32 protein-coding genes are annotated in these 26,382 nt (G+C 41.4%); 28 read left to right on the top strand and 4 right to left on the bottom strand.

Annotation, left to right across the window (positions count from 1 at the left end; genetic code table 11):
- Nucleotides 1-189: 189 nt before the first annotated feature.
- From E4T92_RS05405 to mtgA, 7 genes are all read left to right on the top strand, one after another.
- On the top strand, nucleotides 190-939 hold the full coding sequence (locus tag E4T92_RS05405; RefSeq protein WP_135093737.1) for a hypothetical protein: 750 nt from the start codon (nucleotides 190-192) through the stop codon (nucleotides 937-939).
- Nucleotides 940-1,500 carry a septation protein A gene (locus E4T92_RS05400; RefSeq protein ID WP_135093736.1) on the top strand — a complete coding sequence of 187 codons (561 nt, stop codon included), beginning with the start codon at nucleotides 940-942 and terminating at the stop codon, nucleotides 1,498-1,500. It abuts the gene before it with no gap.
- Nucleotides 1,500-1,970 carry an acyl-CoA thioester hydrolase YciA gene (gene yciA / locus E4T92_RS05395; protein WP_135093735.1) on the top strand — a complete coding sequence of 157 codons (471 nt, stop codon included), beginning with the start codon at nucleotides 1,500-1,502 and terminating at the stop codon, nucleotides 1,968-1,970. Before E4T92_RS05400 ends, yciA begins: the two co-directional genes overlap by 1 nt.
- Nucleotides 1,971-1,981: 11 nt before the next feature.
- Nucleotides 1,982-2,278: a YciI family protein gene (locus E4T92_RS05390; protein WP_077542136.1), complete on the top strand. Its 297-nt coding sequence runs from the start codon at nucleotides 1,982-1,984 to the stop codon at nucleotides 2,276-2,278.
- A 130-nt stretch (nucleotides 2,279-2,408) separates the two neighbouring features.
- On the top strand, nucleotides 2,409-4,580 hold the full coding sequence (locus E4T92_RS05385) for a transglycosylase SLT domain-containing protein (RefSeq protein ID WP_135093734.1): 2,172 nt from the start codon (nucleotides 2,409-2,411) through the stop codon (nucleotides 4,578-4,580).
- Between the two features lie 32 nt (nucleotides 4,581-4,612).
- Nucleotides 4,613-4,918 (top strand): trp operon repressor, encoded by a 306-nt coding sequence (gene trpR / locus E4T92_RS05380; protein ID WP_135093733.1) that lies wholly within the window; start codon nucleotides 4,613-4,615, stop codon nucleotides 4,916-4,918.
- A complete protein-coding gene (mtgA, locus tag E4T92_RS05375; RefSeq protein WP_135093861.1) occupies nucleotides 4,905-5,648 on the top strand; it encodes a monofunctional biosynthetic peptidoglycan transglycosylase in 744 nt (247 codons plus the stop codon). Before trpR ends, mtgA begins: the two co-directional genes overlap by 14 nt.
- Nucleotides 5,649-5,888: 240 nt before the next feature.
- Here mtgA and E4T92_RS05370 read toward each other — a convergent pair whose 3' ends face one another.
- From E4T92_RS05370 to E4T92_RS05360, 3 genes are all read right to left on the bottom strand, one after another.
- Nucleotides 5,889-7,310: a sucrose-specific PTS transporter subunit IIBC gene (locus E4T92_RS05370; RefSeq protein ID WP_135093732.1), complete on the bottom strand. Its 1,422-nt coding sequence runs from the start codon at nucleotides 7,308-7,310 to the stop codon at nucleotides 5,889-5,891.
- 677 nt (nucleotides 7,311-7,987) lie between these two features.
- Nucleotides 7,988-8,995, bottom strand: coding sequence for a phage portal protein (locus E4T92_RS05365; RefSeq protein ID WP_135093731.1), 1,008 nt, complete (start codon nucleotides 8,993-8,995; stop codon nucleotides 7,988-7,990).
- A 9-nt stretch (nucleotides 8,996-9,004) separates the two neighbouring features.
- On the bottom strand, nucleotides 9,005-10,771 hold the full coding sequence (locus E4T92_RS05360; RefSeq protein ID WP_135093730.1) for a terminase family protein: 1,767 nt from the start codon (nucleotides 10,769-10,771) through the stop codon (nucleotides 9,005-9,007).
- A 281-nt stretch (nucleotides 10,772-11,052) separates the two neighbouring features.
- Here E4T92_RS05360 and E4T92_RS05355 point away from each other — a divergent pair, with 281 nt between their 5' ends.
- The 13 genes from E4T92_RS05355 to E4T92_RS05295 all read left to right on the top strand — a co-directional run bounded on the left by E4T92_RS05355 (nucleotide 11,053) and on the right by E4T92_RS05295 (nucleotide 17,974).
- Nucleotides 11,053-11,682 carry a BRO family protein gene (locus tag E4T92_RS05355; protein ID WP_135093729.1) on the top strand — a complete coding sequence of 210 codons (630 nt, stop codon included), beginning with the start codon at nucleotides 11,053-11,055 and terminating at the stop codon, nucleotides 11,680-11,682.
- A gap of 186 nt (nucleotides 11,683-11,868) precedes the next feature.
- Complete coding sequence (locus E4T92_RS05350; protein WP_135093728.1) at nucleotides 11,869-12,696, top strand: GPO family capsid scaffolding protein; 828 nt, start codon at nucleotides 11,869-11,871, stop codon at nucleotides 12,694-12,696.
- Between the two features lie 21 nt (nucleotides 12,697-12,717).
- Nucleotides 12,718-13,773 carry a phage major capsid protein, P2 family gene (locus E4T92_RS05345; RefSeq protein ID WP_135093727.1) on the top strand — a complete coding sequence of 352 codons (1,056 nt, stop codon included), beginning with the start codon at nucleotides 12,718-12,720 and terminating at the stop codon, nucleotides 13,771-13,773.
- A 4-nt stretch (nucleotides 13,774-13,777) separates the two neighbouring features.
- On the top strand, nucleotides 13,778-14,428 hold the full coding sequence (gene gpM, locus E4T92_RS05340) for a phage terminase small subunit (RefSeq protein WP_135093726.1): 651 nt from the start codon (nucleotides 13,778-13,780) through the stop codon (nucleotides 14,426-14,428).
- A 434-nt stretch (nucleotides 14,429-14,862) separates the two neighbouring features.
- Complete coding sequence (locus E4T92_RS05335; protein WP_135093725.1) at nucleotides 14,863-15,372, top strand: head completion/stabilization protein; 510 nt, start codon at nucleotides 14,863-14,865, stop codon at nucleotides 15,370-15,372.
- The gene (locus E4T92_RS05330; RefSeq protein WP_077540699.1) at nucleotides 15,372-15,581 is read left to right on the top strand and encodes a tail protein X; all 210 of its coding nucleotides are present in this window, start codon (nucleotides 15,372-15,374) and stop codon (nucleotides 15,579-15,581) included. The genes E4T92_RS05335 and E4T92_RS05330 overlap by 1 nt, the downstream gene beginning before the upstream one ends.
- A 2-nt stretch (nucleotides 15,582-15,583) precedes the next feature.
- Entirely contained in the window at nucleotides 15,584-15,811 is a 228-nt protein-coding gene (locus E4T92_RS05325; protein ID WP_077540697.1) for a phage holin, read from the top strand.
- Nucleotides 15,792-16,310, top strand: coding sequence for a lysozyme (locus E4T92_RS05320; RefSeq protein ID WP_077540695.1), 519 nt, complete (start codon nucleotides 15,792-15,794; stop codon nucleotides 16,308-16,310). The genes E4T92_RS05325 and E4T92_RS05320 overlap by 20 nt, the downstream gene beginning before the upstream one ends.
- Nucleotides 16,295-16,645, top strand: a complete 351-nt coding sequence (locus tag E4T92_RS05315; RefSeq protein WP_135093724.1) for a chemotaxis protein — start codon at nucleotides 16,295-16,297, stop codon at nucleotides 16,643-16,645. Before E4T92_RS05320 ends, E4T92_RS05315 begins: the two co-directional genes overlap by 16 nt.
- On the top strand, nucleotides 16,560-16,829 hold the full coding sequence (gene lysC, locus E4T92_RS11215) for an Rz1-like lysis system protein LysC (RefSeq protein WP_135093723.1): 270 nt from the start codon (nucleotides 16,560-16,562) through the stop codon (nucleotides 16,827-16,829). The genes E4T92_RS05315 and lysC overlap by 86 nt, the downstream gene beginning before the upstream one ends.
- Nucleotides 16,822-17,034, top strand: coding sequence for a TraR/DksA C4-type zinc finger protein (locus tag E4T92_RS05305; protein WP_077540689.1), 213 nt, complete (start codon nucleotides 16,822-16,824; stop codon nucleotides 17,032-17,034). The genes lysC and E4T92_RS05305 overlap by 8 nt, the downstream gene beginning before the upstream one ends.
- Before the next feature lie 14 nt (nucleotides 17,035-17,048).
- Nucleotides 17,049-17,516 carry a phage tail protein gene (locus E4T92_RS05300; protein ID WP_135093722.1) on the top strand — a complete coding sequence of 156 codons (468 nt, stop codon included), beginning with the start codon at nucleotides 17,049-17,051 and terminating at the stop codon, nucleotides 17,514-17,516.
- A complete protein-coding gene (locus tag E4T92_RS05295) occupies nucleotides 17,516-17,974 on the top strand; it encodes a phage virion morphogenesis protein (RefSeq protein ID WP_135093721.1) in 459 nt (152 codons plus the stop codon). Before E4T92_RS05300 ends, E4T92_RS05295 begins: the two co-directional genes overlap by 1 nt.
- A 5-nt stretch (nucleotides 17,975-17,979) precedes the next feature.
- Here the strand turns inward: E4T92_RS05295 and E4T92_RS05290 are convergent, their stop codons facing one another.
- Nucleotides 17,980-18,450: a hypothetical protein gene (locus tag E4T92_RS05290; RefSeq protein WP_135093720.1), complete on the bottom strand. Its 471-nt coding sequence runs from the start codon at nucleotides 18,448-18,450 to the stop codon at nucleotides 17,980-17,982.
- A 72-nt stretch (nucleotides 18,451-18,522) separates the two neighbouring features.
- On the opposite strand from E4T92_RS05290, the gene E4T92_RS05285 reads away from it, so the two are divergent.
- The 8 genes from E4T92_RS05285 to E4T92_RS05250 form a co-directional block, all read left to right on the top strand.
- A complete protein-coding gene (locus E4T92_RS05285; protein ID WP_135093719.1) occupies nucleotides 18,523-21,432 on the top strand; it encodes a phage tail tape measure protein in 2,910 nt (969 codons plus the stop codon).
- A gap of 82 nt (nucleotides 21,433-21,514) precedes the next feature.
- Complete coding sequence (locus E4T92_RS05280) at nucleotides 21,515-21,898, top strand: type II toxin-antitoxin system RelE/ParE family toxin (protein WP_135093718.1); 384 nt, start codon at nucleotides 21,515-21,517, stop codon at nucleotides 21,896-21,898.
- On the top strand, nucleotides 21,891-22,193 hold the full coding sequence (locus E4T92_RS05275; protein WP_077496867.1) for a DNA-binding transcriptional regulator: 303 nt from the start codon (nucleotides 21,891-21,893) through the stop codon (nucleotides 22,191-22,193). Before E4T92_RS05280 ends, E4T92_RS05275 begins: the two co-directional genes overlap by 8 nt.
- A 137-nt stretch (nucleotides 22,194-22,330) precedes the next feature.
- A complete protein-coding gene (locus tag E4T92_RS05270; RefSeq protein ID WP_135093717.1) occupies nucleotides 22,331-22,924 on the top strand; it encodes a phage baseplate assembly protein V in 594 nt (197 codons plus the stop codon).
- A gap of 2 nt (nucleotides 22,925-22,926) precedes the next feature.
- Entirely contained in the window at nucleotides 22,927-23,265 is a 339-nt protein-coding gene (locus E4T92_RS05265; RefSeq protein ID WP_135093716.1) for a GPW/gp25 family protein, read from the top strand.
- On the top strand, nucleotides 23,262-24,176 hold the full coding sequence (locus E4T92_RS05260; protein ID WP_135093715.1) for a baseplate J/gp47 family protein: 915 nt from the start codon (nucleotides 23,262-23,264) through the stop codon (nucleotides 24,174-24,176). The genes E4T92_RS05265 and E4T92_RS05260 overlap by 4 nt, the downstream gene beginning before the upstream one ends.
- Nucleotides 24,166-24,705: a phage tail protein I gene (locus E4T92_RS05255; RefSeq protein WP_135093714.1), complete on the top strand. Its 540-nt coding sequence runs from the start codon at nucleotides 24,166-24,168 to the stop codon at nucleotides 24,703-24,705. Before E4T92_RS05260 ends, E4T92_RS05255 begins: the two co-directional genes overlap by 11 nt.
- A gap of 2 nt (nucleotides 24,706-24,707) precedes the next feature.
- Nucleotides 24,708-26,382, top strand: a 1,675-nt coding sequence (locus E4T92_RS05250; protein ID WP_194199155.1) for a phage tail protein, incomplete at its 3' end; no start/stop codon positions are given.

Here is a 26,382-nt window from a genome sequence, read left to right as displayed (position 1 = left end):
ATTCTGTGATCTACTTCAAGTTTTTTACAATTAATAAAATTATTTATATAAAATGACCGCACTTTTTCCCTAAAGCCAGAAATAGCAAAATTTGCCCCATATCAAAAAAGCGGATTTTTTAGATAAGATAAATGGCAGAATGGGATAAACAAGGTATAATTGCCCTATTTTTTGACACGAGAAGATCGAATGAAAATTAACTTTACGCAAGTTTTACAAGATAGTTGGAATTTTTTCCGTAATCAGCAAAAAATTATGTTTCAATTTGTATCCATTCTATTTATGGTACAAATACTCAGCGTATTACTAAGTCCCTCAATTGTTTCAGAAAATACTGTAATTAGTACAGATACTCTGCCACAATTAATGGGAAAAAATGCACAAAGTATTGCTCTTTCTTTTTTACTCACCCAATTAGCAACGACTTTTATTGCCTCTTGGGGAATCATAGCTATCCATCAAATCAGTCAACAAAATTACCGTACATTAGGACAAAGTTTTCAAGCTACACTCCCACGCTTTATCGGTGTCGTCATCTTAAATTTAATTGTGATTGCCCCAATGTTACTCGGCTTATTTGAAATGATCGCCGCTGTTTTAACTAAAACATCACCATCAATTATTTCACTGGCCGCAGTTATCTTTGGTATAGGATTTTTTATCCGTTTAAATTTATCGACAACCCATTATTTAACGACACAAGATAGCATTGGGCAAAGCCTAAGAAAAATTTGGTTACAAGGAAAGAATCAAAAAATAGCCTTATTAATTTATGCTTTACTTGTCTATTTTGTTACGCCTATTTTAATCTTTCAACTCTCCACAATTTTCAACAACCTTGTTTTTAGTGTTGTAGTGAGTATTTTTGCTGCCGCATTAAATATTTTAATGCTCGTGGTAACCTATCGTTTTTACAGTTTATTTATGAAGGAGTCATAAGTGAAACAACTACTTGAATTTATTCCACTTATTTTATTTTTTGTCACTTACAAACTGAGTGGCGTACGTGATGCAGCAATCGTATTAGTGGTAGCAACCCTTGTGCAAATGGCGCTATTAAAATGGAAGTATGGCAAAATTCAAAAACAACAAAAAATCATGGCGGGCGCGGTCGTCTTTTTTGGACTTTTAACTGCTTATTTCAATGAATTACGTTATTTACAGTGGAAAGTCACCATCGTCAATGCACTTTTTGCCATTATATTGCTTGTGGCACAATTCCAGTTCAATACACCTTTGGTGAAAAAATTACTGGGTAAAGAAATTAAGTTGCCGGATCAAGCTTGGAATACTCTCAACCTCGGCTGGGCAATCTTCTTTATTATATGTATGTTGGTAAATATTTATATTAGCCACAATATGTCGGAAGAAGCTTGGGTTGATTTTAAATCCTTCGGTTTGATTGGTATGACAATTATTGCGACCATTATTTCCGGTGCCTATATTTACAAGTTTTTACCCAAAGATGAACAAAATAACCATAAAAACGGAGGGAACTAATGTCCTCAAATTTTATTGATAAAAACGGTCGCCAATCAAAAGGCGTACTTTTACTACGCACCCTTGCCATGCCGTCCGATACCAATGCAAATGGTGATATTTTTGGTGGTTGGATTATGTCACAAATGGATATGGGTGGTGCTATCTTAGCCAAGGAAATCGCTCATGGGCGAGTCGTCACCGTCGCAGTGGAAAGTATGAATTTCATTAAGCCGATCTCAGTCGGTGATGTGGTATGCTGCTACGGCCAATGCCTAAAAATTGGGCGTTCTTCTATTCAAATAAAAGTAGAAGTCTGGGTGAAAAAAGTCGCCAGTGAACCGATTGGTGAACGCTATTGTGTAACCGATGCGGTTTTTACTTTTGTTGCAGTGGACAACAAAGGCAAATCTCGCATGATTCCACGGGAAGGCAATGAGGAGCTGGAAAAAGCCCTTGCTTCCATTCAAGAAAATGAAAACAATACCTAAAGGAGAAAACCATGTATTACGTTATTTTTGCCCAAGATATTCCCGGCACGCTTGACAAACGTCTTGCTGTTCGTGAACAACATTTAGCCCGTTTAAAACAATTGCAAGCAGAAGATCGCCTACTTACCGCCGGTCCAAACCCGGCTATTGACGATGAAAATCCCGGCGATGCCGGATTCAGTGGCTCTACCGTAATTGCTAAATTTGACAGCCTACTCGCTGCAAAAGATTGGGCATCACAAGATCCCTATGTCACGGCTGGCGTTTATGGTGAAGTGATAGTTAAACCCTTTAAAAAAGTCTTCTAAATACTGGGAACCATCAATTAAAAAGCGAATCTAAAGGTTCGCTTTTTTGTTAATGGGAGCATATAGTTTAACTACCTATATTGTTGAACCCACTCAACCTAACAAGGAATACGCCTATCACAGGAATGCTATGAAAAAACTCTCTCTTATTTCTTTTGCAATTTTAACCGCACTTTCTCAACCTATTAGCGCGAATACAAATACGGATAAAACCGAAAACACACAAACCATTACTCTCGCAGAAGAACAGTTAAAGTGGCAGGAAACCCAACACCAAAAGGCATTAAAACACGTTGAACAACGGGCAACTTTTTTACAGTTAGAAACTTTACTGAAAAGTGCGGTAAAAAATCAGCAAGTTTTTGAAAACCGCTCCATTTTTTTGTCATTAATTCATGCTTTGGAAGGCTATCCGCTACAAAACGATGCTTGGTTTGCCTACTTTGACAGTCAAATAAAATCAGTAACGCAAAACACACCTTCAACGGAAATAATGGCGCTAAAAAAAGAGATTGAGGATTATATTGCTAAACATCCTCATCATTTTCTCCACTCCCGTTTAGAACAAAACATTCTTACGCTGCTGAATCACAGTGATGCCGACCAATTAGTGGATTATGCCAAAAAGATCAAACCAAGTAGCTTGGCAATGCAAATTGCCGTATTAAATAGAGAATATCAGCTTGCTCAAAAATCGTCAGAATCAAATAAAAATCATCAACCTACTCAAGAAACGGATATATTGAACCGTTTTGAAATACTCTGGCTCAATAATGGCGAGATCGCAAACGAGTCTGAACTATGGAAAAAATGGTATGCCAATGGTGGCAGAACAACAGACAAGATTTATCAAAAAGTAGAAAATTTATTCGCCCAAAATGATATCAAAGGCTTAGCATTACTGAAAGGAGAATTGAATCATCTCAATAATATAAAAGAAGATCCAATCATTCTGGCAGACCTACAAGGCTACGCCGATTTACTAAAAAATCCGGTAAATTTAAGAAAATTTGCGGAGACATTGCCTGATAGTGAAAATGACAAAATTCGTCACCAATTTGCGATCGTACAAGGATTTTCACGTTATGTACGTACCCTTCCTGAAAATATGGATAATCCGGATTTTGCCCCTTATTTGCAATGGGCGAAAAATTGGCAATTAAGCGACACGCAAATTCGTGATTGGAAAATTGCGTTTATCAGCCGCTTTTTTGATAATGAAACACCGGCTTTTCAACAATGGCGTGATGCAGAAATCTTGACGTTAAATGCCGATAATCTGATTGAACGCCGTTTGCGAATGGCGATTTGGCAAAAAACCAGTCTAGTGCCTTGGCTAAATGCCCTTTCAAAAGAAGTAAAAGAAAAACAAGAATGGCGTTATTGGCTCGCAAAAAGTGAGCCACAAAAAACACGAGAAATGTTAACCGCACTTTCCAAAGAACGTGGTTTTTACCCAATGTTAGCCAAAGCCATACTTAACCCTCAAAATCGTGGTACAGATTATCGTGTTGAACTGAGCCAATCAACACCGGATGAAAAACTCATCAAAGAGTATGCCACCGAATTAGCTGAAATTGCCGAACTGAGGCAATTAAATCGTCTTGGCTCAGCAAAACAACGCTGGCGTTTCTTGTTAGAAAATCTTTCCGCCAAATCAAAACAAGATCAACAAATTGCCTTGAGCGAATATGCCAATCAGCAAGGTTGGTTTGATTTAGGCGTGGACGGTTCGATCATCGCTAAAGCATGGAATCATATTGCCTTACGCCTGCCAAATGCCTATCAAAGTTATTTTGATATTGCTTTAACGCCCGTTTCGGCAAAAAGTGGTAGCGCTATAAACAAAACCTTTGCTATGGCAATAGCACGTCAAGAAAGTGCTTGGAATCCAATGGCACAATCTTCCGCCAATGCACGAGGGCTAATGCAGCTTTTACCCGGCACCGCCAAAGCAACCGCAGATAACAATCAATTACCTTATCAGGCAGAAAACGATCTATTCAAACCGTTCAATAATATTTTGCTTGGCACAGCCCATTTGAATGAACTCAATGCGAAATACCCGAATAATCGCATTCTCATTGCCGCGGCTTACAACGCCGGAGCAAGTCGGGTAGAAAAATGGTTGGCAAGAGCGGCAGGAAAATTGACGATGGATGAATTTATCGCCTCAATTCCCTTTTTTGAAACCCGTGGTTATGTACAGAATGTGTTAGCCTATGATTTTTACTACCAATTATTACAGCATAAAGAAAATCCACAAACCTTTAGCCAAGAAGAATTTGATCGGCTATACTAAGCGCACTAGTTTAATAGTATAGGATAATACTCATGTATATCAGTCGCAATTTAGATCAATGGAATGCTTTCCTTACCATGCTACAAACGGCTTTTGAACAAGGTAAAGCACAAGATTTTTTAACCTTGCTTCTCACCGCTGATGAGCGTGATGCCGTGGGATTACGTTTACAAATTGTTTCACAGCTATTAGACAAAAATTTATCTCAACGTGAAATTCAACAAAATCTGAATACCAGTGCCGCAACTATTACACGTGGTTCAAATATGATCAAAACGATGGATCCTGACTTTATAGAATGGGTAAAACAACATCTTGATGGCGCTGAAGAAAACTAAGCAAGGTTTAACCGCACTTTTACGGTTATTCAGTCTCAAATGGTGGAAGAAAAATTGGCAACGTATTGTAATCCGATTTTTCTTCGCCATTTTTGCTTTTATCCTACTTTTTCGCTTTGTTCCCGTGCCTTTTTCTTCTTATATGCTTCAACAACAAGTAGGACATTGGTTACAAGGCGATTTCCATTATCAGGCAAAATCAACATGGGTAAATCTTGAGAAAATTTCGCCACATATGCAACTTGCAGTGATTGCAGCGGAAGATCAAAAATTCCCTTCCCATTATGGTTTTGATTTCTCAGCGATTCAAAAAGCATTCAAACACAACGGAAAATCAACACATCAAATTCGAGGGGGATCAACCATTTCTCAACAAACTGCCAAAAATTTAATGCTGTGGCACGGGCAAAGTTGGCTACGTAAAGGATTAGAAGTACCGGCGACGATGTTATTAGAGCTAGGTTGGCCAAAAAAACGAATTTTAGAAGTGTATTTAAATATTGCGGAATTTGGTGAGGGGATCTTTGGTGTTGAAGCGGCAAGTCACTTTTACTTTAATAAATCCGCAAAAAATTTGACACAATCCGAAGCTGCGTTGCTGGCAGCCGTTTTGCCAAATCCTATCATTTATAAAGTTAAAAAGCCGAGTACATTAGTACGTAAAAAACAACAATGGATTATCAGACAAATGAGAAATCTGGGAATAAATTATTTAAAACAACTAGATTAACGGTTATGTAGGAACACACTGCTTGTGTCCGCTTATAACATATTGAAATACGGACACACTCAGTGTGTCCCTACGCCAAAAACAGATTTGTGCAATTGATAGATAAATATTGTAGATTAAAAAAGTGCGGTCACAAAAAACAACGTTTTTTGAACGTTGGCTTTGCCAACAGCCCCGATAGGGGGAAACAACGAGTAAGCAAGTTTGTGAATAATTTAAACCGCACTTTTCTATTAGAAATTAAGCTTTTACGTTTGCACGTTTTACCATCACAAAAGATAGAGTAAATGCCACAATAAAGGAAATTGCCATACCAATACTGTACATCGCCAAACTATCCGGTTTGATTGATGGCACGCCTAAGAAACCGGCAGCCCCTAACGCAATAGCTTTCACATTGAAGAATGCGATGAATGCACTCGCCAAACCTGAACCGATCATTGCCGCAAAGAAGGCTTGACGATAACGTAAGTTCACCCCGAACATTGCCGGCTCAGTAATCCCTAATAAAGCAGAAATCCCTGAAGGCACCGCCAAACCACGCACTTTTGAATCTTTTAATGCTAATGCGACCCCTAAACAGGCTGCCCCTTGTGCAATGTTAGACATTGCCGCAATTGGGAAAATAAACGTACCACCTGTATGTGCAACATCAGCTAATAGTTGGGTTTCTACCGCAATAAAGGTTTGGTGCATACCTGTGATAACAATAGGTGCATAGAATGTACCAAAAATTGCACCGCCTACAAAACCAAGAGTATCATACAACCAGGTTAAACCTGCTGAAATTAATGAACCTGCCTCACGACCAAGTGGACCAATCACTGTGAATGCCAAGAAACCGGCAATGAAGAGAGAAAACAATGGCGTGACAAGATTATCCAGATAGGATGGCACAAATTTACGGAATGTTTTTTCCAATGTTGCTAATACCCAAGCAGAAATGATGGTTGGGATCACGGTGCCTTGATAACCGACCTTTTCAATTTCAAGTCCAAATACATTCCAATATTTAATATTACCTTCCATCAAGGTTTTCGCATAGTTCCAACCGTCAGCCAACGCAGGATGAACCAAGAGCATCCCCAGCGCCGCTCCTAAGAACGGATTACCACCAAATTTACGGGTTGCGGAAAATCCTAGCAAGACAGGTAAAAAGACAAAAGGTGCATTGGCAATCGTATTGATAAAATCAACTAAATCAGACACTTCAGGGTATTTACTGACAACTGAATCCCCTTCCCAAAAGAAACCGACAGAGGTTAACATTGAATGGATACCCATCAACAAACCGCCAGCCACAATCGCCGGAATAATCGGGACGAAAATATCCGCCAATCCTTTCACCAAACGTTGTAATAAACCTTGGTTACCAGCAGCCGCCTCCGCAACCTCAGCTTTACTCACATCACCAATCCCCAATTGCTTGGTTAATTGTTCGTGAACTTTATTCACCGTACCGGAACCGAAAATAATTTGATATTGACCGGCAACAGAAAACTGCCCTTTTACTCCGTCAATATTGTCAATACCTTCTTTATCAACTTTGCTTTCATCGTTCAAAACGATACGCAAGCGTGTTGCACAATGTGCAGCTGTGGCGATATTACCTTTACCGCCCAACTTTTCTATCACTTGTTCAGCAATTTTGGGAAAGTTCATAGATTTCTCCTATATAAATGGTAACAAAATAAAACTGGCGGATTGTAACCAAATTCACAAATAATAACTAGCGAAAAAATAAAAAACCGGCTTGAAAGCCGGTTTTAAATTTGGTGCTCTGGGCGTGAAGATAATTATTATATTTTTCAAACCCTTACTCAAATCTTGGTGCAAATTTTAATGAACCAAATATTTTTTAAATTTCTTTATTAAAAAATATAGAGACTTGAACTCGTACGTTTAAAACCAATCGAAAAATGATCTTTTCTACGCTATTTTACGTAAAAGATCTAAATTAAACAATTTTCGAGGCTTTATATCCGAGAAGGCTTGAAAAATCAATCAAAAACTGCGTTTTTCTGCGTTGGTTTGCGTTGAAAGATCTAAATAAAAGGATCTAAAAGGCACTATATCTGAAAAGGCTTGAATAAGGATCTCAATTTGCGTTGAAATCCATACATTTAGTGCGCGGGCGTGGCGAGGGTTTGACTGCGATTTTTCGTGCGTGAAAGTGGTTAAAAATCAGGGAAAAATAAGGTTTTCGCCTTTGTGTTATGGGGTTGTTTGATATAATAAACTGGGGCGGAATTAAATAAGTCAGAGAAAAAAACAGCTTTGTTCTGGCAATAAAAAACCCGTGGTAAGCACGGGCGTTTTTATTTTAAAAGGATCTGTTTTTATTCAAACAGTTTGTATTCTCTGAAAGTGATGACTTCTTTTCCTACAATCGCATTAATTTCTTTTAACCGCTCTTGTAGCGGAATAATCTCATTGACGAAAAACACTTTAGTCGCCTTTTCAACATCACCAAAACCACCGGTATTATTCGGAATAATCCCCATCAGTTGCGGCGGCACTCGGTGGGCTGCAAGCACATCATCACGGCTCGTGTTTTTGATATTAAGAAATTCATCTTTTGCCACCGCATCGGAAAGCGGAATGACTTGTATGCCATCTTTTTTTCCGTCTGGAATATTGATAAATAAATTTTTAAAATTCCCCGTTCCCTTGGTTTGTCGGATTTGTTCTTTGATAGCCTCAACACTGTCTTTGTTTTGCGTTGGGTCGGTCATATAAATAATCGCCCCTGCGTGTGCGCCGTTGAGATAATATTTACGGCGGAATAATGTCGCACTCTCATTTAAAAAGGCGGATTGTAATGCCGCCAAATATTCCGGCACGCCATAAATTTCTTGATTCACATCAGGATTAACCAAATTGAAAACCGAACCTTTTGCAAACTCGTGTTCATCAAATCCATTCACCACCTGATAAAATACACCCTGCTCTACACCCACCCGCATATATTTTGCCAGTGGTGCATTTAATGCGATCACCTCACCAAAAGGATTACGTTTAATTTCAACGTAGGCATTACCAAAAACCAAATAATCCTGCACCAATTTTTCTAACTGGGTGCGGGGTAAAAGTGCGGTCGTTTTGCAAGTAGAAAGCAAAATGTTTTTCTTCACGGTGATTGCACTTTGGTGATGGGACGAAGCATTAATAGCCTTGGCGAGATAACTCAAATTAATCGGTGGATTGTAATATTTTTGATACATCAACACCGGCTCAAAATAATTTAAAATTTCCGAACGGTCTAAAACTGGAATCGGTTCGCCAAAACTAAATGCTTCCGCTTTTGGATGATAAAGTGCGGTCATTTTTTTACGTGATTTTTTCATTTATTTGTCCTATTCAAAAGTAAAAATAGTGGCTTGATTGCCGGCAATATCACCGCCAAAGCCGTAAGGTACGTTCAAAATGCAGTTCATAATCGCCCACGATAAATCGCCGTGGCTTGCCTCTTCCGAACGGTCGGAAACGTAAGTCATTCGGCCCGTGCCGGTTGTGCGTTTTTTCACTGTCATAAAACTGGTGATAATTTCTTTGCCGTCAAATTTTAGACGGCGTTTCTGAATGAGATTTTGCGTTTTCAGCACCATTTCATTTTTCAGGTCGGCGTTATAATCTAGTCCTTGCGCCATCGGGTAAAATTTTCTCACTTCTTGATACACGCCCGACCCCATTCCCGTTTTATCAATCACAATACGGGTGACGTTATAATCATCACAAAATTGTTTGATTCGATTTGCTTGCGCTTCATAATCCATACCGTGAAAGGTTTGCCAATGCAACACACGATAGTCGCCCCCTTCCACTTTAGGCGGGGCAACAATAGCGAGTGCCGCGCGGTCGCCGGTAAATGCGGGGTCATAACCGAGCCACACCTCACGATTGCCAAAGGGCCGTTTCCATTCGGGTTTATAATCCGTCCACTCTTCCCAGCTATCCACTTGGCATAGTTGTAAATCGGCAAACTTGAAGGCAGAGCTATCATCATCGGCAAATTGACACAAAAACAACTGCTCAAATTCTTCCTTACTGTTTTCTGCAATCAAATCATCAATATTGAACAGATTGCACCCGCCTTCCATCGCATCGTAAATGCTCACAATCTGTTTCCATTGACGATCCGCACAGAGCTTGCCGGCACGTAAATTCTCGTGGGAAATATCAATCTCCACTTTTTCTAATTTCGCACGGTTGCGATTAAAGGCTTTGCCGGAAAAGAACGCATAAGCGGGGTGTGCAATGGTAGTGGGTGTAGAAAAGTAAGTTTGACGATACATCTTTTGTGCCGCCATACCCGATGCCACTTTACGCATCACATCAAATTTCGGCACCCAAAACACTTCATCAAAATACAAATTGCCGTGATAGGATTGGGCGGTTGCTGAATTTGTCCCCAAAAAAATCAGCTCCGCCCCATTCGGCAGTTTGATGGTTTCCCCTTTTAAATCCACGTCTGCCGTCTGCTTGGCATAATTAACAATGTAAGAACGGAACTGCAATGCCTGTTTTTTACTGGCGGAAAGAAAGATTTGATTATGGCCCGTTGTCAAGGCATCAACAAAGGCTTCATGAGCAAAATAATAAGTCGCCCCAATCTGACGACTTTTCAAAATATTGCGGATTCGATGTTCCTTCGCCTTGTGCCACACCCGCTGATAATTAAACATTCCCTCAAGAAAGCCATTAATCAACAATTCCTCTTGTTCTTGGTCTATCGCATTCTGTTCTGTTTTCTTACGTTCGCCTTTATTGCGATTAGCCAGTTTCGGATTCAAATCCACTTCATTGCCTTCGCCAAAGGAATATTTTTTCACCCGTGCCATACGTTCCATTTGGCGACCGAGTAAATCAATTTCTTTGTAATCTGCCCCACTCTTATTTTCTTTCAGAATGAGCAAATTCAACCGGCTTTCAAGCGTCAATTCAACACGCCCGACAGGGGCGAAATCGTCCCATTTTTCACGCTCTTTCCAACTGGAAATTGTCGATATTGGAATGTTTAACTGACGTGATATTTCCGCAATTTTATAACCACTGAAATACATCACTTGCGCTTGGCGTTTGGTGTCTGCTGTGGTTTCTTGATTATGTTCCAGTTTATCCATATACAAATCTTAATCTGTTAAATTCTAGTTCTTGACATACGCCTATTTCAAGGGTAGGATTTGTTCCAAGGTCTCAAAAGCCTTATAACGAACGGTCATTCACCCCGTCAGCGTGATTTTTTTGTATCCGCAAAAAGTGCGGTCAAAAAACAACAATTTTATTCAATGGTCGAGAGTGCGAGGAATACAACACCGTAAGGGAATAACTCCGCTCGATTCGTTACGAGTTTTGAGCTCTCGACCGCCCAATTTTTGGGATTTCCATCAAAAGGAATAACGAAATGACAACTCAGATTTCTACTTTCAATTTCAAATCTTTTCTAGTTCGTATTCAATCATTCAACAATGAACCGTATTTCTGCCTATCCGATGTTTGCGAAGTATTAGGTGTAAATCGTAGAAGTGCTGAATCATTCCGCTTGAATGAGAAGGGGTACAATAAAATTGCAACCCTTACAAACGGTGGAAAACAAGAACTCACCTTTATCAACGAACCCAACCTCTACCGCATTATTTTCCGTTCCAACAAAGCTGAAGCAGTGGAGTTTCAAAACTGGGTATTTGAAGAAGTACTACCGCAAATCCGCAAAACGGGGAAATACCACATCAGCCAAGCAACCTTACCAATGCCACCCCCCACTTACACACAATCTTTTTCCCAACAAGATATTAATAACCTAGTGTGGTTGCTGTTCTCTCATGAAAAAATGCGTTTCTTACTGGAAAATCTATATAAACCACTCGCATTGTTAGATTCACCATTTGCGCCAAAAGTGTATGGCTGTGTCACAGAATACAAACGGATTTATAAAATCGCTAAACCGCAGATTAAAAAATTGTTGGATAGCCTCCAAAGGGACAATCCGGAACAATGGCGACATCTCAACCGTTATCTGAACAACGAAATCTAATTCAAATTTAACCGCTCTTTTGCCATCACACTGGAGCGGTTTTTTCTTGCCTGCCATAGTAGAAAGGATAAGTGCGGTCGTCTTTCAGGGCGTTTTGTGAAAGCTAAAGCAACAATGGCAAGCACTCGCACGGGCGTGAAAAGTCTTTCAGAATGGGCGCAACATCAACCTTTGAAAGGATAACCCATGCCAAAAAAATCAAAATGGTTTGTCGTTGCAACAGAAGGCGCAACCACAGACGGTCGCACCATCAATCGCACTTGGATTGAACAAATGGCGGCAAATTACGACCCGAAAAAATATGGTGCACGTATCAATCTTGAACATCTTAAATTCCGTTATATGTGGAAAGATGAGCCGCATTCCAAATGCTACGGTGATGTCATCGGATTAAAAACCGAAGAAAACGAAGAAGGTAAATTGCAGTTATTGGCTCAAATCGACCCAACGGAAGATTTAATCAAGCTCAATAAAGAACGCCAAAAAATCTACACTTCTATTGAGTGTGATCCTAATTTTGCAGATACCGGTGAAGCCTATTTAGTTGGATTAGCAGTGACAGACAATCCGGCAAGTCTTGGTACGGAAATGTTGAAATTTTCTGCCGGTGCAACAGCCAACCCACTCAACAACCGCAAAGAAAAAGATGACAACCTTTTCACCGCGGCTGTTGAAACCGAATTAGAATTTGTGGAAGAAACGGAAAAATCCCCGTCTATTCTTGAAAAAATCAAAGGATTATTCGCTAAAAAAGAAAAATCCGATGATGAACGTTTTGCCGTGCATGAACAATCCATCGAATTGCTTGCCGAGCAAACCAAAGAAAACTTGGAAAAATTGACCGCACTTTCTGCCGAATTTGAAAAACAAAAAGCGGAATTTGCCACAATGCAAGAAACCCAAAAAGCGATTCAAAGCAAGTTTACCCAACTTGAACAAACGCCATCCGCCGACTATACCGAACGCCCTTTAGTGGCGGGAGAAAAAGCTGAAGCAGACGGACGTTTCTTCTAATCATCACCACAGGAAGCCAAAATGAATAAATTTACCAAAACTAAATTAGCCCATTATTTCGCCGGTGTCGCAACAGACAATGGTGAATCCGTAGAATTTGTCGCGAGCGGCGGTCAATTTACCGTTGAGCCAACCATTCAACAAAAACTCGAGAATGCCGTATTGGAAAACTCCGATTTTCTAAAACGCATTAATGTGGTGATGGTCACCGAAATGAAGGGGGCGACCTTGCGTTTAGGCGTATTAGGCCCGATTGCAAGCCGCACCGATACCAACAAAAAAGAACGTGAAACAAGAGATATTCACAGTCTTGAAGAAAACACCTACTCTTGTGAGCAAACCAACTTTGACACCCATTTAAACTATGCCACCTTGGATAGTTGGTCGAAATTTCCTGATTTTGCCGCCCGTATTGGCAATCTCAAAGCCGAACGCATTGCACACGACCGTATTATGATCGGGTTTAACGGCTCAAGTGTTGCAACCACAACAGACCTTACCGCCAACCCATTATTGCAAGATGTCAATGTCGGCTGGTTACATCAAATTGAAACCAAAGCCACAGCCCGTGTGATGACGGAAGAAACTAAAGGCAGCGGCAAAATCGAAATCGGCACCGGTAAAACTTACAAAAATCTTGATGCCTTTGTGTTCGCCCTCAAAGAAGACTTTATTCCCGCACAATACCGTGACGACACTAAATTAGTAGCGATTATGGGTAGCGATTTATTAGCAGATAAATACTTCCCATTAATCAACCAAGAAAAACCAAGCGAACAAGTCGCCGGTGATACGGTCATCAGTCAAAAACGGGTGGGCGGTTTACAGGCGGTGTCTGTGCCGTATTTCCCGAAAGGCACGGTGCTGATTACCGCATTGGATAACTTGTCAATCTACGTCCAAGAAGGCAAAGTGCGCCGTCACTTTAAAGATAAGCCGGAACGCAACCGAGTGGAAGACTATTTATCTTCAAATGAAGCGTACGTGGTCGAAAACTATGAAGCAGTGGCACTAGCGAAAAACATCCGAATTGTTGATGCACCGGCGACTGAAACCACTAACGGCACAACGGAATAAGCCAATGCGCCCAACTAAACGTCATTTTCTGGAAACCTCTGCCGCTTTAGCTAATGCGGCAGAAACCGAAGATTTAAGCCAATTTAGCGAATACGACAAAATGCTCCGCTTGCTTGCTCGCCACAAAAAGGATTTGAAACAAATCCAATCCACGGTGCGTAAAGCAGCCTTTAAAAAACGCATTTTGCCGGATTATCTGCCTTGGCTTGAAGGGGCATTATCTGCCGGCACAGGCAAACAAGATAATGTGGTGATGACGTGGTGTGTCTGGGCGATTGACTGTGGCGAATATCACCTTGCCTTAACCATTGCCGACTATGCCGTTTTTCACGATTTGCGACTGCCTGACCCCTTCAGCCGAACCTTAGGCACGCTTATTGCTGAAGAATTTGCCGATGCAGCCAAAGCGGCACAAGCGGCAAATCAACCTTTTGAAGTAGCATATTTGGAACAGGCAAACCGCATTACCGCCGATTGCGATATGCCGGACGAAAGCCGTGCAAGATTATTGCGAGAATTGGGATTGCTTACTGCAGTAAAAAATCCCGAACAAGCCTTGCAATACCTTGAATCAGCCCTCGGTTTAGATCAAAAAATCGGCGTAAAAGGTGAAATCAAAAAATTAAGAAAACAGCTTGAAAAGGCTGAATCTTAATTTAAAGGAATTTAGACAAGATTCTTTTTAAACATTTGGAAACCATTGACCAATTCAACAAGGTCAAATACATAAAAATCATCATTGAAAGAAAATGAATTTGTTGCGTGTTAATTGAATATCCAAATATCTCAAATGTTTTTGTATCACCTCGTGCGATAAATTCAAGTAAAGCAATACAAAAGCTACCTAAATAATTAATAGCAACAATTAATCTCTCTTTCAACGTGGAAAATCCTATGAATAAAAAATCTTACGACAGTTTAATTCTTAAATTGTATTTAGCAAGCGCATTTATTGTGCTTTACGGAATGATTTTCCGATAACCCAAGCAAACCACGCAGCCGCGGGGCGGATTCAAAGTGCGGTCAAATTTTCTTAAATTTACACCGCATTTGATGAATCCCCACCCCGCTTTTTTATAGGTAAACACAATGTCAGACGGTGCAATCTCCATCAAACTCGTCCCCGATTATGAAATGGGCGCAGTGCAAAAACAGGTCGAAACCTACCCTAACACCGATGATTTCATCAGCAATGAACCTTTCTTCCCTGATTTGTCGATGTCGCAATGTCGAAATCAAATGCGACTTGACGGCACTGTTACTGAATTTCGCCTAAAAGATGCCTTGATTGAGGCAATGGCGTCCGTTAATGAAGAATTAACCGAATTTCAACAGGAAAATGCGAAATACGCTCATTTGAAAAATATTCCTGCGCCGGTTATCAATGAAGAAAGCATCTTAGTGCAACGTTATCAACGTGCCGTGATTTGCCTTGCCGTTGCCAATTTATACGAACGCTACGCCAGCTACGACAGCACCCATGAGGGCGAAAAGAAAATGGAACAACTTAAAGAGATCATCGACCAACTCCGCCGAGATGCCCGTTTTGCTATTAGCGATATGTTGAAACGCCGAAGAATTGATGTGGAGCTGATCTGATGAAAGTTCTCGCACAACAAAATGACAATCTCGATGCCATTGTTTATCGGCACTTAGGCAAAAGCCAAGGCTATTTAGAAATCGCATGCGAACTGAATCCGCATTTAATGCACTTGCCAATAATCCCTATCGGCACAGAAGTGAATTTGCCCGATCCTGACGCCGAAAAAATCAGCGTGGCACAAGATACGCTGCAACTTTGGAGCTAAAAATGAAAGATATTCAAAGCCACGCACCTTATGTATCAAGCGGGTTTACCGCATTTATGGGATTTATCAGCAATATGTTCAGCAATGTTACGCTTGCCGATGTCGGCGTTATCGTCGGGATTATCGTCACCATCGCCACATGGGTGGTGAATTGGTATTACAAGAAAAAAGATTTTGAATTAAGAAAATTAGAAGTAGAAGGAAAACTCCATGATAAGAAAAAGCGCTAAATGGGCATGTGGTATCGCCGCCATTGTTGGTTTAACCGTGGCTTTACACGGCAATGAGATCCGCACCTCGGAAAAAGGATTATTACTCATTGGCAATGCCGAAGGCTGCCAACGAAAGCCCTATCACTGCCCTGCTGATGTCCTAACCTTTGGCATTGGCACAACGGAAGCCGTAGAAAAAATTATTCCCAACAAAATTTACACTGACAAAGAAATCGCCAATGCTTTTGCCAAAGGCGTACAACAAGCGGAAAAATGCGTCAACACTTATGCCAACGGGCAAGCCATGCCCCAAGGGGCATTTGATGCCTTAACCTCGATCACCTTCAATGTTGGATGTGGCAAACTCAAAAACAGCACGCTTTTTAAAATGGCAAGAAAAGGTTACAGCAAAGCTATGTGCGGTCAGTTTGAACGTTGGATTTATGCAAATGGAAAACCGCTAAAAGGTTTAATTGAACGCCGACAACAGGAGAAAGCCCTATGTTTAACTTCTTAAGTTCAAAAGAAAAATGGGTGTTATTAGTTGGCCCGTTGCTGCTCTTACTGCTCATCTTGTTTCAAGGTTGGCAAGCCAATCACTGGCACGCTGAAATGGTGAAAGAAGAACAGCTCAAAGCCAAATGGCAAGCCTCTTACATGGCATTAAATGAACACGTGCAACAGTTTGCCGAACAGCAAAAGCAACTGACCCAAGCCGTTAATGCCCTAAAACATCAACAAACCCAACAAACACAGGATCTAAAAAATGCACTTAAACAACATCAAACTTGGGCTGACAGCCCTATTCCTGACAGCGTGCGCGGCGTGCTCAACCGCCCCACAAATCATTAAACAGCCGATACTCTGCCCGCAAACGGCAGAGTGCGGTCAATTTTCGCCACAAATTCGCACCAACGGCGAACTGGCGGAAGCCTACCAACAGGCACAGCACCGTTTAAACCTGTGCGTGGTTGAAAATCACAGCCTGAAAAAATGTATTGATGATTTTAATCAAAAGGAAAAAGCCAATGACTGATCAATTTGACCGTGCACAACAACTTGAAGAAATGGCACGTGAAATCGCCCTGAAAAAACACCGCACGTTTAAGGCAGTCAGCCGCCTTTACTGTGAAGATTGCGATGCCCCCATTCCCGAAAAACGCCGCCAAACCATTCAGGGTGTCACCCGTTGCGTGATATGCCAAGAACAGGAAGAAAAACGGCAACGGAATTATAGATAAGGGAATGTTAGAAAATGAAAAAGCCCAACCAACTGCGCAAAATCCTTGAGCAAAGTTTGCCCGACTTTGTTGATAATCCCGACCGCTTACAGCTTTACACGGATGGCGGGCAAATCATCGCTACCGGTAGCCACTCATTCAGTTTTGAATATCGCTACACGCTCAATGTCATTGTCACCGATTATGCCGGTGACATTGCCACGCTCATTGTGCCGATGATTGCCTATCTACGCACCAATCAACCGGAAATCTTTGAAAATCCCCAACTGCGTGAAAATGCCTTTAAGTTTCAAGTGGATTACAACAATAACGACACCGCAGACATCAGTTTTGAAATCAAACTCACCGAGCGTGTGATCTCAAAAAAAGAGGGCGACAGCGTGCAACTGAATTACGCCAAAGAACCGGTGCTTGATGATCCTCGCATTGTGAAAGTGTATTTGCAAAATTGGGATAATTTGATTTTTGAGGGTAAAGCCTAATGGCAACAGTGCAAGAAATTCAAGGGAAATTGACCGCACTTGTCAATAATCTGTCGCCACAGGCTCGAAGACAACTGGCACGCAACATCGGGCAAGCCTTGCGAAAAAGCCAATCGGCACGCATTGCACGGCAACAAAATCCCGATGGTTCGGCATTTGCCCCCCGTAAACCACGTAAAAATTTTAGACAAAAACAAGGACGAATCAAGCGCAAAGCCATGTTTGCCAAGCTCCGCACCGCCAAGCATTTAAAAGTGCGGTCGAATGGTAATGAAGTTTCGGTGGGATTTAACGGTTCAAGTGCAGCCATTGCAGCAGTGCATCAATATGGGCTGAAATCAAGCCCATCAAAAAACAAGGATTTTAAAGTGCAATACGCCCAACGGGAATTGTTGGGCTTTGGTGAAAATGATTTGGAAATAATTGAAGAGTTGGTAATCAAACAGCTGGGAATTTAATTGCCCTATTCCCTTTCTGAATAAAAATATTGATGCATTTCTGCCCGTTCTCGCATTTTTTTTAGGATTTTTTCTTCCTCTTTACTGCGAATTTCCGCTTGGATGGCATCATAATTGTTATAAATATAAATCCCAAGAATAGCAAAAATAAGAGCAAAAGCGCCGTACCAAACAAAAGGATTTTCTGCAATAGCGTAAATTAATATAAAAGGCAATGCAATGATAGCCAACAATATCAAGACGAAAAGGGGAGCAAATAGAAAAAATGCAATCCATTGACCGACAGATTGAATCTGCTCAATATTTCGTTTAAACCAAGGCTTTAGCGGGGTAAATAAAATACTCAAGACTGCAAGCACAAAATATAACGCAATAAGGGTTGGCAATATTTCAAGTAAAAAAGAGCCGCCAATCACAATTAAGCCGACTACAAGGTAGAAAGGTATAGCAATGAGAAAAAGTAATAGTGCAATCATATTATCCCCCCTTTAAGTTATATTTGATTATTAAGTTAAATTTCTATTTTTGTCAATAAAAAGTGAGCTATTATGAACAATTTACAATTATCGGTGATATTAAATGCCATAGATAAAATGACTATGCCATTGAAAAATGCCAATAAACAGGTTTCCGAACTCTCTCAAAAATTGAAAGAAAACAAAAACATCCGCAATCAATTAACCAAACAAGAAAGAGCCAATGAAGCCGCCATTAAACAATACGCCTCTACGCTCAATCCGCTTAAAAATAGGTTGGGCGAGCTCAATCAAGAGGTAGCGAAAGCACAACAAAAAGCCAAACATTACGCCCAACAATTAGCCAATGCGAAAAATCCTACGGATGAGTTTAAGGCAAAGGTTCTTGATGCACAAAATGCGGTTAAAAAGTTGAAAACCGAACAAGGGCAAGCTGCAATAAATCTACGTCAAGCACGCCAAGCACTTAATTCTGCCGGCTTATCTTCACAAACTTTAGGACAACGCCAAGATGAGTTACGCCAAAAATTAAAAAATGCCAACCAACAAATTCACCAACAAGCCCATGCGTTAAAAACGCTCAATGCAAAACAAGCAGCCTATAATCAATATCGTGGGAAAGTAGAAAATTTAAAAAATATCAGCGGCAAAGCACAAATGGTGGGGGCACAATCCATGGCTGCGGGAGCAACGATTTTGAATCCGATAAAAAGCACTGTGCAAAGCTACGTAGAATTTGAAGATGCAATGCTGGGCGTAGCGCGTCAAGTTCCGGGCTTGAAAGATGAATTTGGAAACTTTACTCCTGAATTTGAGGAATGGAAGCAAAAAATTCAAGATTTATCGCAAGAGTTACCATTAACCACGGTAGAAATTGCCAATATGGTTGAATCCGCTGCAAGAATGGATATACCTAAAGAAGAATTGGCAGATTTTGTCAGACTCAATACCGAAATGGCGACCGCTTTTGATGCCGCGAACCCTTCAGAATTAGTAGATCAATTCGGCAAAGTGAGCAAAAACTTTAAACTCACCCAAGCGCAAACAAAAGAACTTGCCGATACCATTAACTACCTTGATGATAATGCCATTTCAAAAGGAACAGGTATTATTGGTTATATGAACCGAGTAGCCGGAATTGCCGCAGTTGCCAAAATCAGCTCAAAAAATATGGCGGCTTTAGGTTCTACATTGCAAACGCTGGGGGCGGCAGAAGAAGACAGTGCCACTGCCGTAACCACGATATTTACTCGTTTAGGTGTTGCAGGTAATCATAAAGAAGTAGATACAGGACTGGCAAAACTAGGACTGAATCCGAAGAAAATTGCACAAGGTATGGCAAAAGATGCACAAGCGACATTAATGCTCATTGTAGAAAAAATAAAAAATCTAAAAGATAATGAAAAAACCGATGTGATAAAAAACCTTGTGGGGATTCCTCATATTAAAACCATTTCCAAGTTAGTTGAAAATACCGAAGAATGGAAACGGCAAATTGAATTAGCTAATAGTGAACTCGCCAAAGACTCAATGCATCGTGAATTTGAAACACGAATGAAGGGATTATCTTCACAATGGCAATTATTCAAAAATAGTCTGTTTAATCTTTCAACCACGATTGGGGGAACGCTCGCCCCCACATTAACCGAATTGATGACTAAAATTGGTGGCGTAATTAATAAATTCCAAAGTTGGATTAAAGAAAACCCCAAACTGGCAAAAAATATCCTACTGATTACTGCTGCAATAGGGAGTAGCCTAACGGTATTTGGCGCATTAAGTATGGCATTAAGTTTTGTCCTATATCCGGTCGCAAGATTAGGGCTTGGTTTGTTTAATTTAAAGAAAATTTTTCCTGAAACCTCATCAAGAATGGGCAGTATGATTAAAATATTAATGAGTTGGAAAAAAACCTTTAATATGCTCGGTGCCGGTATTATTCAATTTTTGACTAAATTGAAATCTCTTTCAACTTGGCTAAATATGTTCAAAGGGATATTTCGCCTTGCGTTTTCACCAATTAGAATGATTCTTGTGAGCCTAGGCTCTGCAATCAGCTTTCTATTCTCACCGATTAGCTTATTGGTCGCCGCCCTTATCGCTGCGGGTGTGATTATTTATCGAAATTGGGAAAAAGTGCGGGCATTTTTTGGTGGCTTTTGGGAAGGATTAAAATCCGGTCTCGCCCCTGTCATTGAAAAATTCAAACCATTGGGCGATCTGTTTGGTGTTGTGGTCGGTTGGATTGAAAAAGCCGTGAAATGGTTTATGGATTTGCTTTCGCCGGTTCAAAGCACCCAAACCGAACTAGATAGCGCACGCAGTGCTGGCGAAAAATTCGGGAACGGTATGGCAAAAGCGATTGAATTGATTCTTACCCCGCTTACATTATTGATGGACGGCATTAAATGGCTTACCGAAAATATGCCAAGTTGGGATAGTATTAAAAATAGTGTTTCAAACGCTTGGGATAGCACTAAAAATGCGGCTGGGAGTGCTTGGCAATCCACAAAAGAAACTGCCGGCAACATTTGGGGAAAAGTAAAAGAAGCTACTGGCTTTGGTTCTGACGGCAATCAACCACCAGTTCAAAAATGGTCTGGCGGTTATGTTGGAAACGGTGGCAAATATCAACCCATGGGAATTGTTCACGGCGGCGAATATGTGATGACAAAAGAGGCGACCTCACGCCTTGGCATTCACACCCTAAACGCCCTCAATTATGGCAAACAAGCCTTAATTGCAGGCGGGTTGGGTGTGAGCGTTGCTACGGCCGCACCGGTGCAAGTAGATCACCGACCGCCCATTTCTGTTCGCCCCGTTACGGCTCAAGTTGCACAGCCGATGAATGTAAACATCACTATCAATGCGGCAAAAGGTATGGATGAACGAATGATTGCACAGCAAGTCGCAAAAGAATTTCAGCGTATCCAAACCCAACAACAAGCACGCACACGAAATAGTTTACGTGATCGGGTTTAACCAAAGGGCGAAAGCCCTTTTTTGTTGAATTGGGCTTATTAATTTGCTAATATACTCTTAAAGATGACAGAATGAACCACTAATGAGAATTTTTAAAACCAAAGCCTTTGATAAATTCGCACAAAAAAACCATATTTTAGATAACGAGCTACTCAAAGCGATCATGCGGGCAGAACAAGGTTTAATTGATGCCGATTTAGGAGGCAATATTATTAAGCAACGTCTCGCAAGAGAAGGTCAAGGGCGCAGTGGTGGTTTCCGTTCCTTTATCTTTTATCGTATTAATGAAAATAACTATTTTGTTGCCGGAATTAGTAAAAATGTGCGTGATAATATTTCATCTCAAGAACTTACCGCACTGAAAGAATTAGCCAAAGTTTATGCAACATTTACACCGCAACAAATTGAGTTACAAATCCAAAACGGGTTACTTATTGAAGTGTTACCGGAGGTAAAAAATGAGTGAATTATTAGCGATGATCCATGAAAATGCGGCAGATTTACACGAAGCCGGATTAATGGACAAAAAAACCATGAAAAAATTTGATGAATTATGTATAACGCCTGTGCCAACATTTACACCGGACGAAATCAAAGCTATTCGAGAAAAAGAGCGTGTTTCACAAACAGTCTTTGCTCATTATCTTAACGTGAGTAAAAATATGATTTCCGAATGGGAAAGAGGGGTAAAAAAACCTACCGGCACAGCGTTAAAACTTTTAACATTAGTCCAACATAAAGGCATTGAAATTCTTGCCTAACGGTTGCAATTCCTGATACTGAAAGCAAGCTAACCAGGCTTGCTTTTTTGTTACCCCAAAATTCACACTTCCCCACCCTCGCATTTATCCCCTATCTCGCCAACAATAACGCTATTTATTACAACCGAAAAAGCGTTATGTCCGCCGAATTCAACCGCCGATTAGATAACCTGATTCGCTTTGGCACCATTGCCGAAGTAGATTATGCAACAGCCCGTGTGAGGGTAAAGAGCGGTCAAATTCTGACGGATTTTTTACCTTTTATTACGCTCCGTGCCGGCACGACAAAAACGTGGTCACCTCCGACAGTGGACGAGCAATGTGTGATTTTAGCGGCAAGCGGTGAATTTACCACCGCTTGCGTATTGGTTGGGCTTTATACGCAAAACAGCCCAAGCCATTCACCCGATTTACACGTAATTCAATTCACCGATGATGCAACCATTGAATACAACCAAGCAAGCGGGAGATTGAATGTTGTCGGGATTAAATCTGCCTTTATCAATGCCAGTGAACAAATAGATATTTTCTGCCCTACGGTGAATATCAAAGGCAATGTCAATATTAACGGCTCACTCTCAACTAGCGGTACAAGCACCACAAAAGGCAATATCAGCACACAAGGCAGTGTAACGGCAGGTGGTGATATTAAAGGCGGCGCAATCAGCCTACAAAATCACGTACACATCGCCCAAGGCGAAAGAGCAAGAACCACAAACGCAAAAGTTTAATGATGAATAGATTCACAGGCGAACGCTTAACTGATGAAAGTTCGCACATCAAACAATCCATCGCCGATATTTTACTCACGCCCATTGGCTCACGTATTCAACGGCGGGAATATGGCAGTTTAATTCCAATGTTGATTGACCGACCAATCAACAGCGTGTTGTTGCTACAACTTTCCGCTTGTGCCGTTACTGCTATCAACCGCTGGGAACCCCGTGTACAAATTACCCAATTTAAACCACAACTGACAGAACGTGGCATTACCGCAAGTTATGTGGTGCGTTATCGCAAAAATAATCAAGAAATTCGCAACGAACAACTCTTACTTGGTGGCAAACAATGAGTGAACTTGTCGATTTATCCAAACTTGAAGCCCCAAAAGTGCTTGAAGATTTAAACTTTGAAACCTTGCTTGCCGAACGCAAAGCGGAATTTATCGCCCTTTACCCGCCGGAAGAACAACCCTTTTGGCAGGCTCGATTAAATCTTGAAACCGAACCCATTACCAAATTATTACAAGAAGCCGTGTATTTACAGTTATTGGAACGCGCCCGCATTAACCAGGCGGCACAAGCCACGATGTTGGCGTATGCCACGGGTTCGGATCTTGATGTCATTGCCGCCAACTTCAATGTACAACGACAAATCATTCAAGCAGAAGACAACAGCGTAACACCAAAAATACCGGCTATTTTAGAAGATGACACCTCGCTACGTTTGCGTACTCAACTAGCTTTTGAGGGGCTTTCTGTTGCTGGTCCTCGTTCCGCTTATGTCTTTCACGCCCTTTCCGCACACCCCGAAATCGCCGATGTGTCTGTCATTTCCCCAGAACCGGCACAAGTGACCGTCACGATTTTAAGCCGCATCGGGCAAGGCACGGCAAGTGAAAGCGTATTAAATGCCGTGCGTAAAAAACTCAATGATGAAAATATCCGCCCTATTGGTGATCGTGTGACTGTGCAAAGTGCGGTGATCCACGCTTATAGCATCCGAGCCAAATTACACTTATACCGTGGGCCGGAATATGAACCAATCAAAGCCGAGGCATTGAAAAAACTCACTGCCTACACGGAAGAAAAACGAAGACTTGGGCGTGATATTAGCCTTTCCGGTATTTATGCCGCTTTGCATTTAGAAGGCGTGCAACGTGTGGAGTTATTAAGTCCCACAACCGACATAGTGCTGCCAAGTTCAAAATCCGCTTATTGCACCAACATTAATCTCGAGGTAGTGAGCAGTGATGATTACTAGTCACTTATTGCCGATTGGCTCAACCCCACTGGAAAAACGGGCGGCGGAAATTCTCAAAAGTGCGGTTGAAAATCCCATTATTATTGCGGATTTAATCAACCCTGATCGCTGCCCTGTTGAATTGCTCCCCTATCTTGCGTGGACATTTTCCGTGGATAAATGGGACGAACACTGGACAGAAAACGTCAAGCGAACAGCGATTAAACAATCGTATTTTGTACATAAACACAAAGGCACGATCGCCGCCGTCAAACGGGTGATTGAACCCATCGGCTATTTAGTTGAGCTGAAAGAATGGTTTAACACTCAACCGCAAGGAATCCCCGGCACATTTAGCCTAACCGTGGAAGTGCCAGAAAGTGGCCTAAGTGAACAAACCTACAATGAATTAGTGCGACTGGTGAATGATGTCAAACCTGTCTCACGCCACTTAACCCAACTTGCTATCGCCATTTCGCCAACAGGTGCACTGAACACCTTTATCGGACAACAAGAAGGCGAGATCATCACTATCTACCCACAAGGATAACTATGGCTTCACAATATTTTGCAATTTTAACCGATTATGGTACGACCGCTTTTGCCAAAGCCTTAAGCAGCAAACAGCCGTTACAACTCACCACCTTTGCCGTGGGTGATGGTAACGGACGAGCGGTCACCCCAACAGCCAATCGCACCGCACTTGCACGGGAAAAACACCGTGCGCCGGTCAGTGCCGTTTCCCTTGATCCTCGTAACAATAAACAAGTTATCGTGGAATTAACGATTCCTGAAAATATTGGCGGTTTCTACATTCGTGAAATGGGTGTATTTGATAACCACAATAAACTCATTGCTTATGCCAACTGCCCTGAAAGTTTTAAACCGCTTGAAAGTAGTGGCAGCGGCAAAATTCAAGTGTTACGGATGATCTTAAAAGTCGCCTCATCAAATGCGGTCACATTAAGTGTCGATCACAGCGTAATTTTTGTCACCCGCCAACAACTCACGCCGAAAACGATCACCGCCACAACACAAAACGGCTTTGATGAAAGCGGGCATAGCCACGAAATTGCCAAAGCCAGCACCACCCAAATGGGGATAACCCAACATACCAACAATTACAACGGCGACAGCGAAACGCTTTCACTTTCGCAAAAAGGGGCAAAAGCAATCAAAGCCTTGATTGATAGCGTGACTCGTAACTTGAGTCACTACATCCCCAACAGCAAAAAATCGGATGCCATTGATAGCACGAGCAGTGACACCATCGCAACCTCATTTGCGGTAAAAAAATTAGATGACAAAATCAGAAGACTTAATTTTTATAAGATCAATGTAAAAGGCAGTGCTACGCCGGTGACATTTGATTTGTCGAACCGCGAGCATTGGATAGCGGAAATCGGTATGGTGTACCGAGGCAACGGGCATTATCAGCTAAACTTGCATAATAATGCCACAAGCACGATAACCAATTTACCGCTTAATGATAAAAGTGCGGTGCAGTTAGATATATCCGTTATGGGCGCTTATACCCTTATCCGCTGTCATTATGTTTATCTCAACCGAACTTTTGAATCAAAGGCAGATTGGAATCAAGCAACGCTGAATTTGTCTTGGCATGAAAACTTAAAACTCGACAGAAACGGCAAAGTCCCTCGTGATACCGTCTTTGCCCGTAGTCTCGAAAGTAATTATCGTGTCGTTATCCGTCGTAACGAGGCACGCTTTACGCCGTATATGCACATGATAGATCAATCTGTCGATATGGCGGCAGATAGTGTCCAACAAAAAGGCATCGCAGAAATCATCTCCCGAGTGGGAGAGGGCGACGGTGTACCTAAGTCAATGCTCAAGACGATATTGCTTGCAGATAAAAATATCAGCTTTGAAGTGGGTGGCTGGAATGCAGCACAACAATATCAATATTTTCTGAAAGGGTTTAGCCGGACAGGTAATGTGGTTATCGGCAGTGCGGCTGATGATGGCACTGCCCGATTACAAGTTGGCGGAGACATCAACGTAAAAGGGTCGCTAGTTGTCACGAATTCAAGTTGGGCAAAACACAAATTCCCGATAAATAACGGCGGCGAGTGGCGGCTGGAGTTTAACCCTAACTCTGAATCCGACCCACGATTTAATATCGTGTACAAAATGCAGGATAATTCAAGCCGCTATTGTTCATTCCCAAAACTGGAGCGGAATGAAACCGTGGCGTATCGTGCTT

This window comes from Pasteurella sp. WM03 (genome assembly GCF_004570945.1).
Classification (GTDB): Bacteria; Pseudomonadota; Gammaproteobacteria; order Enterobacterales; family Pasteurellaceae; genus Rodentibacter.
The sequence above is the reverse complement of the archived record's forward strand: the minus strand, read 5'-3'. Positions and strand labels throughout refer to the sequence as shown.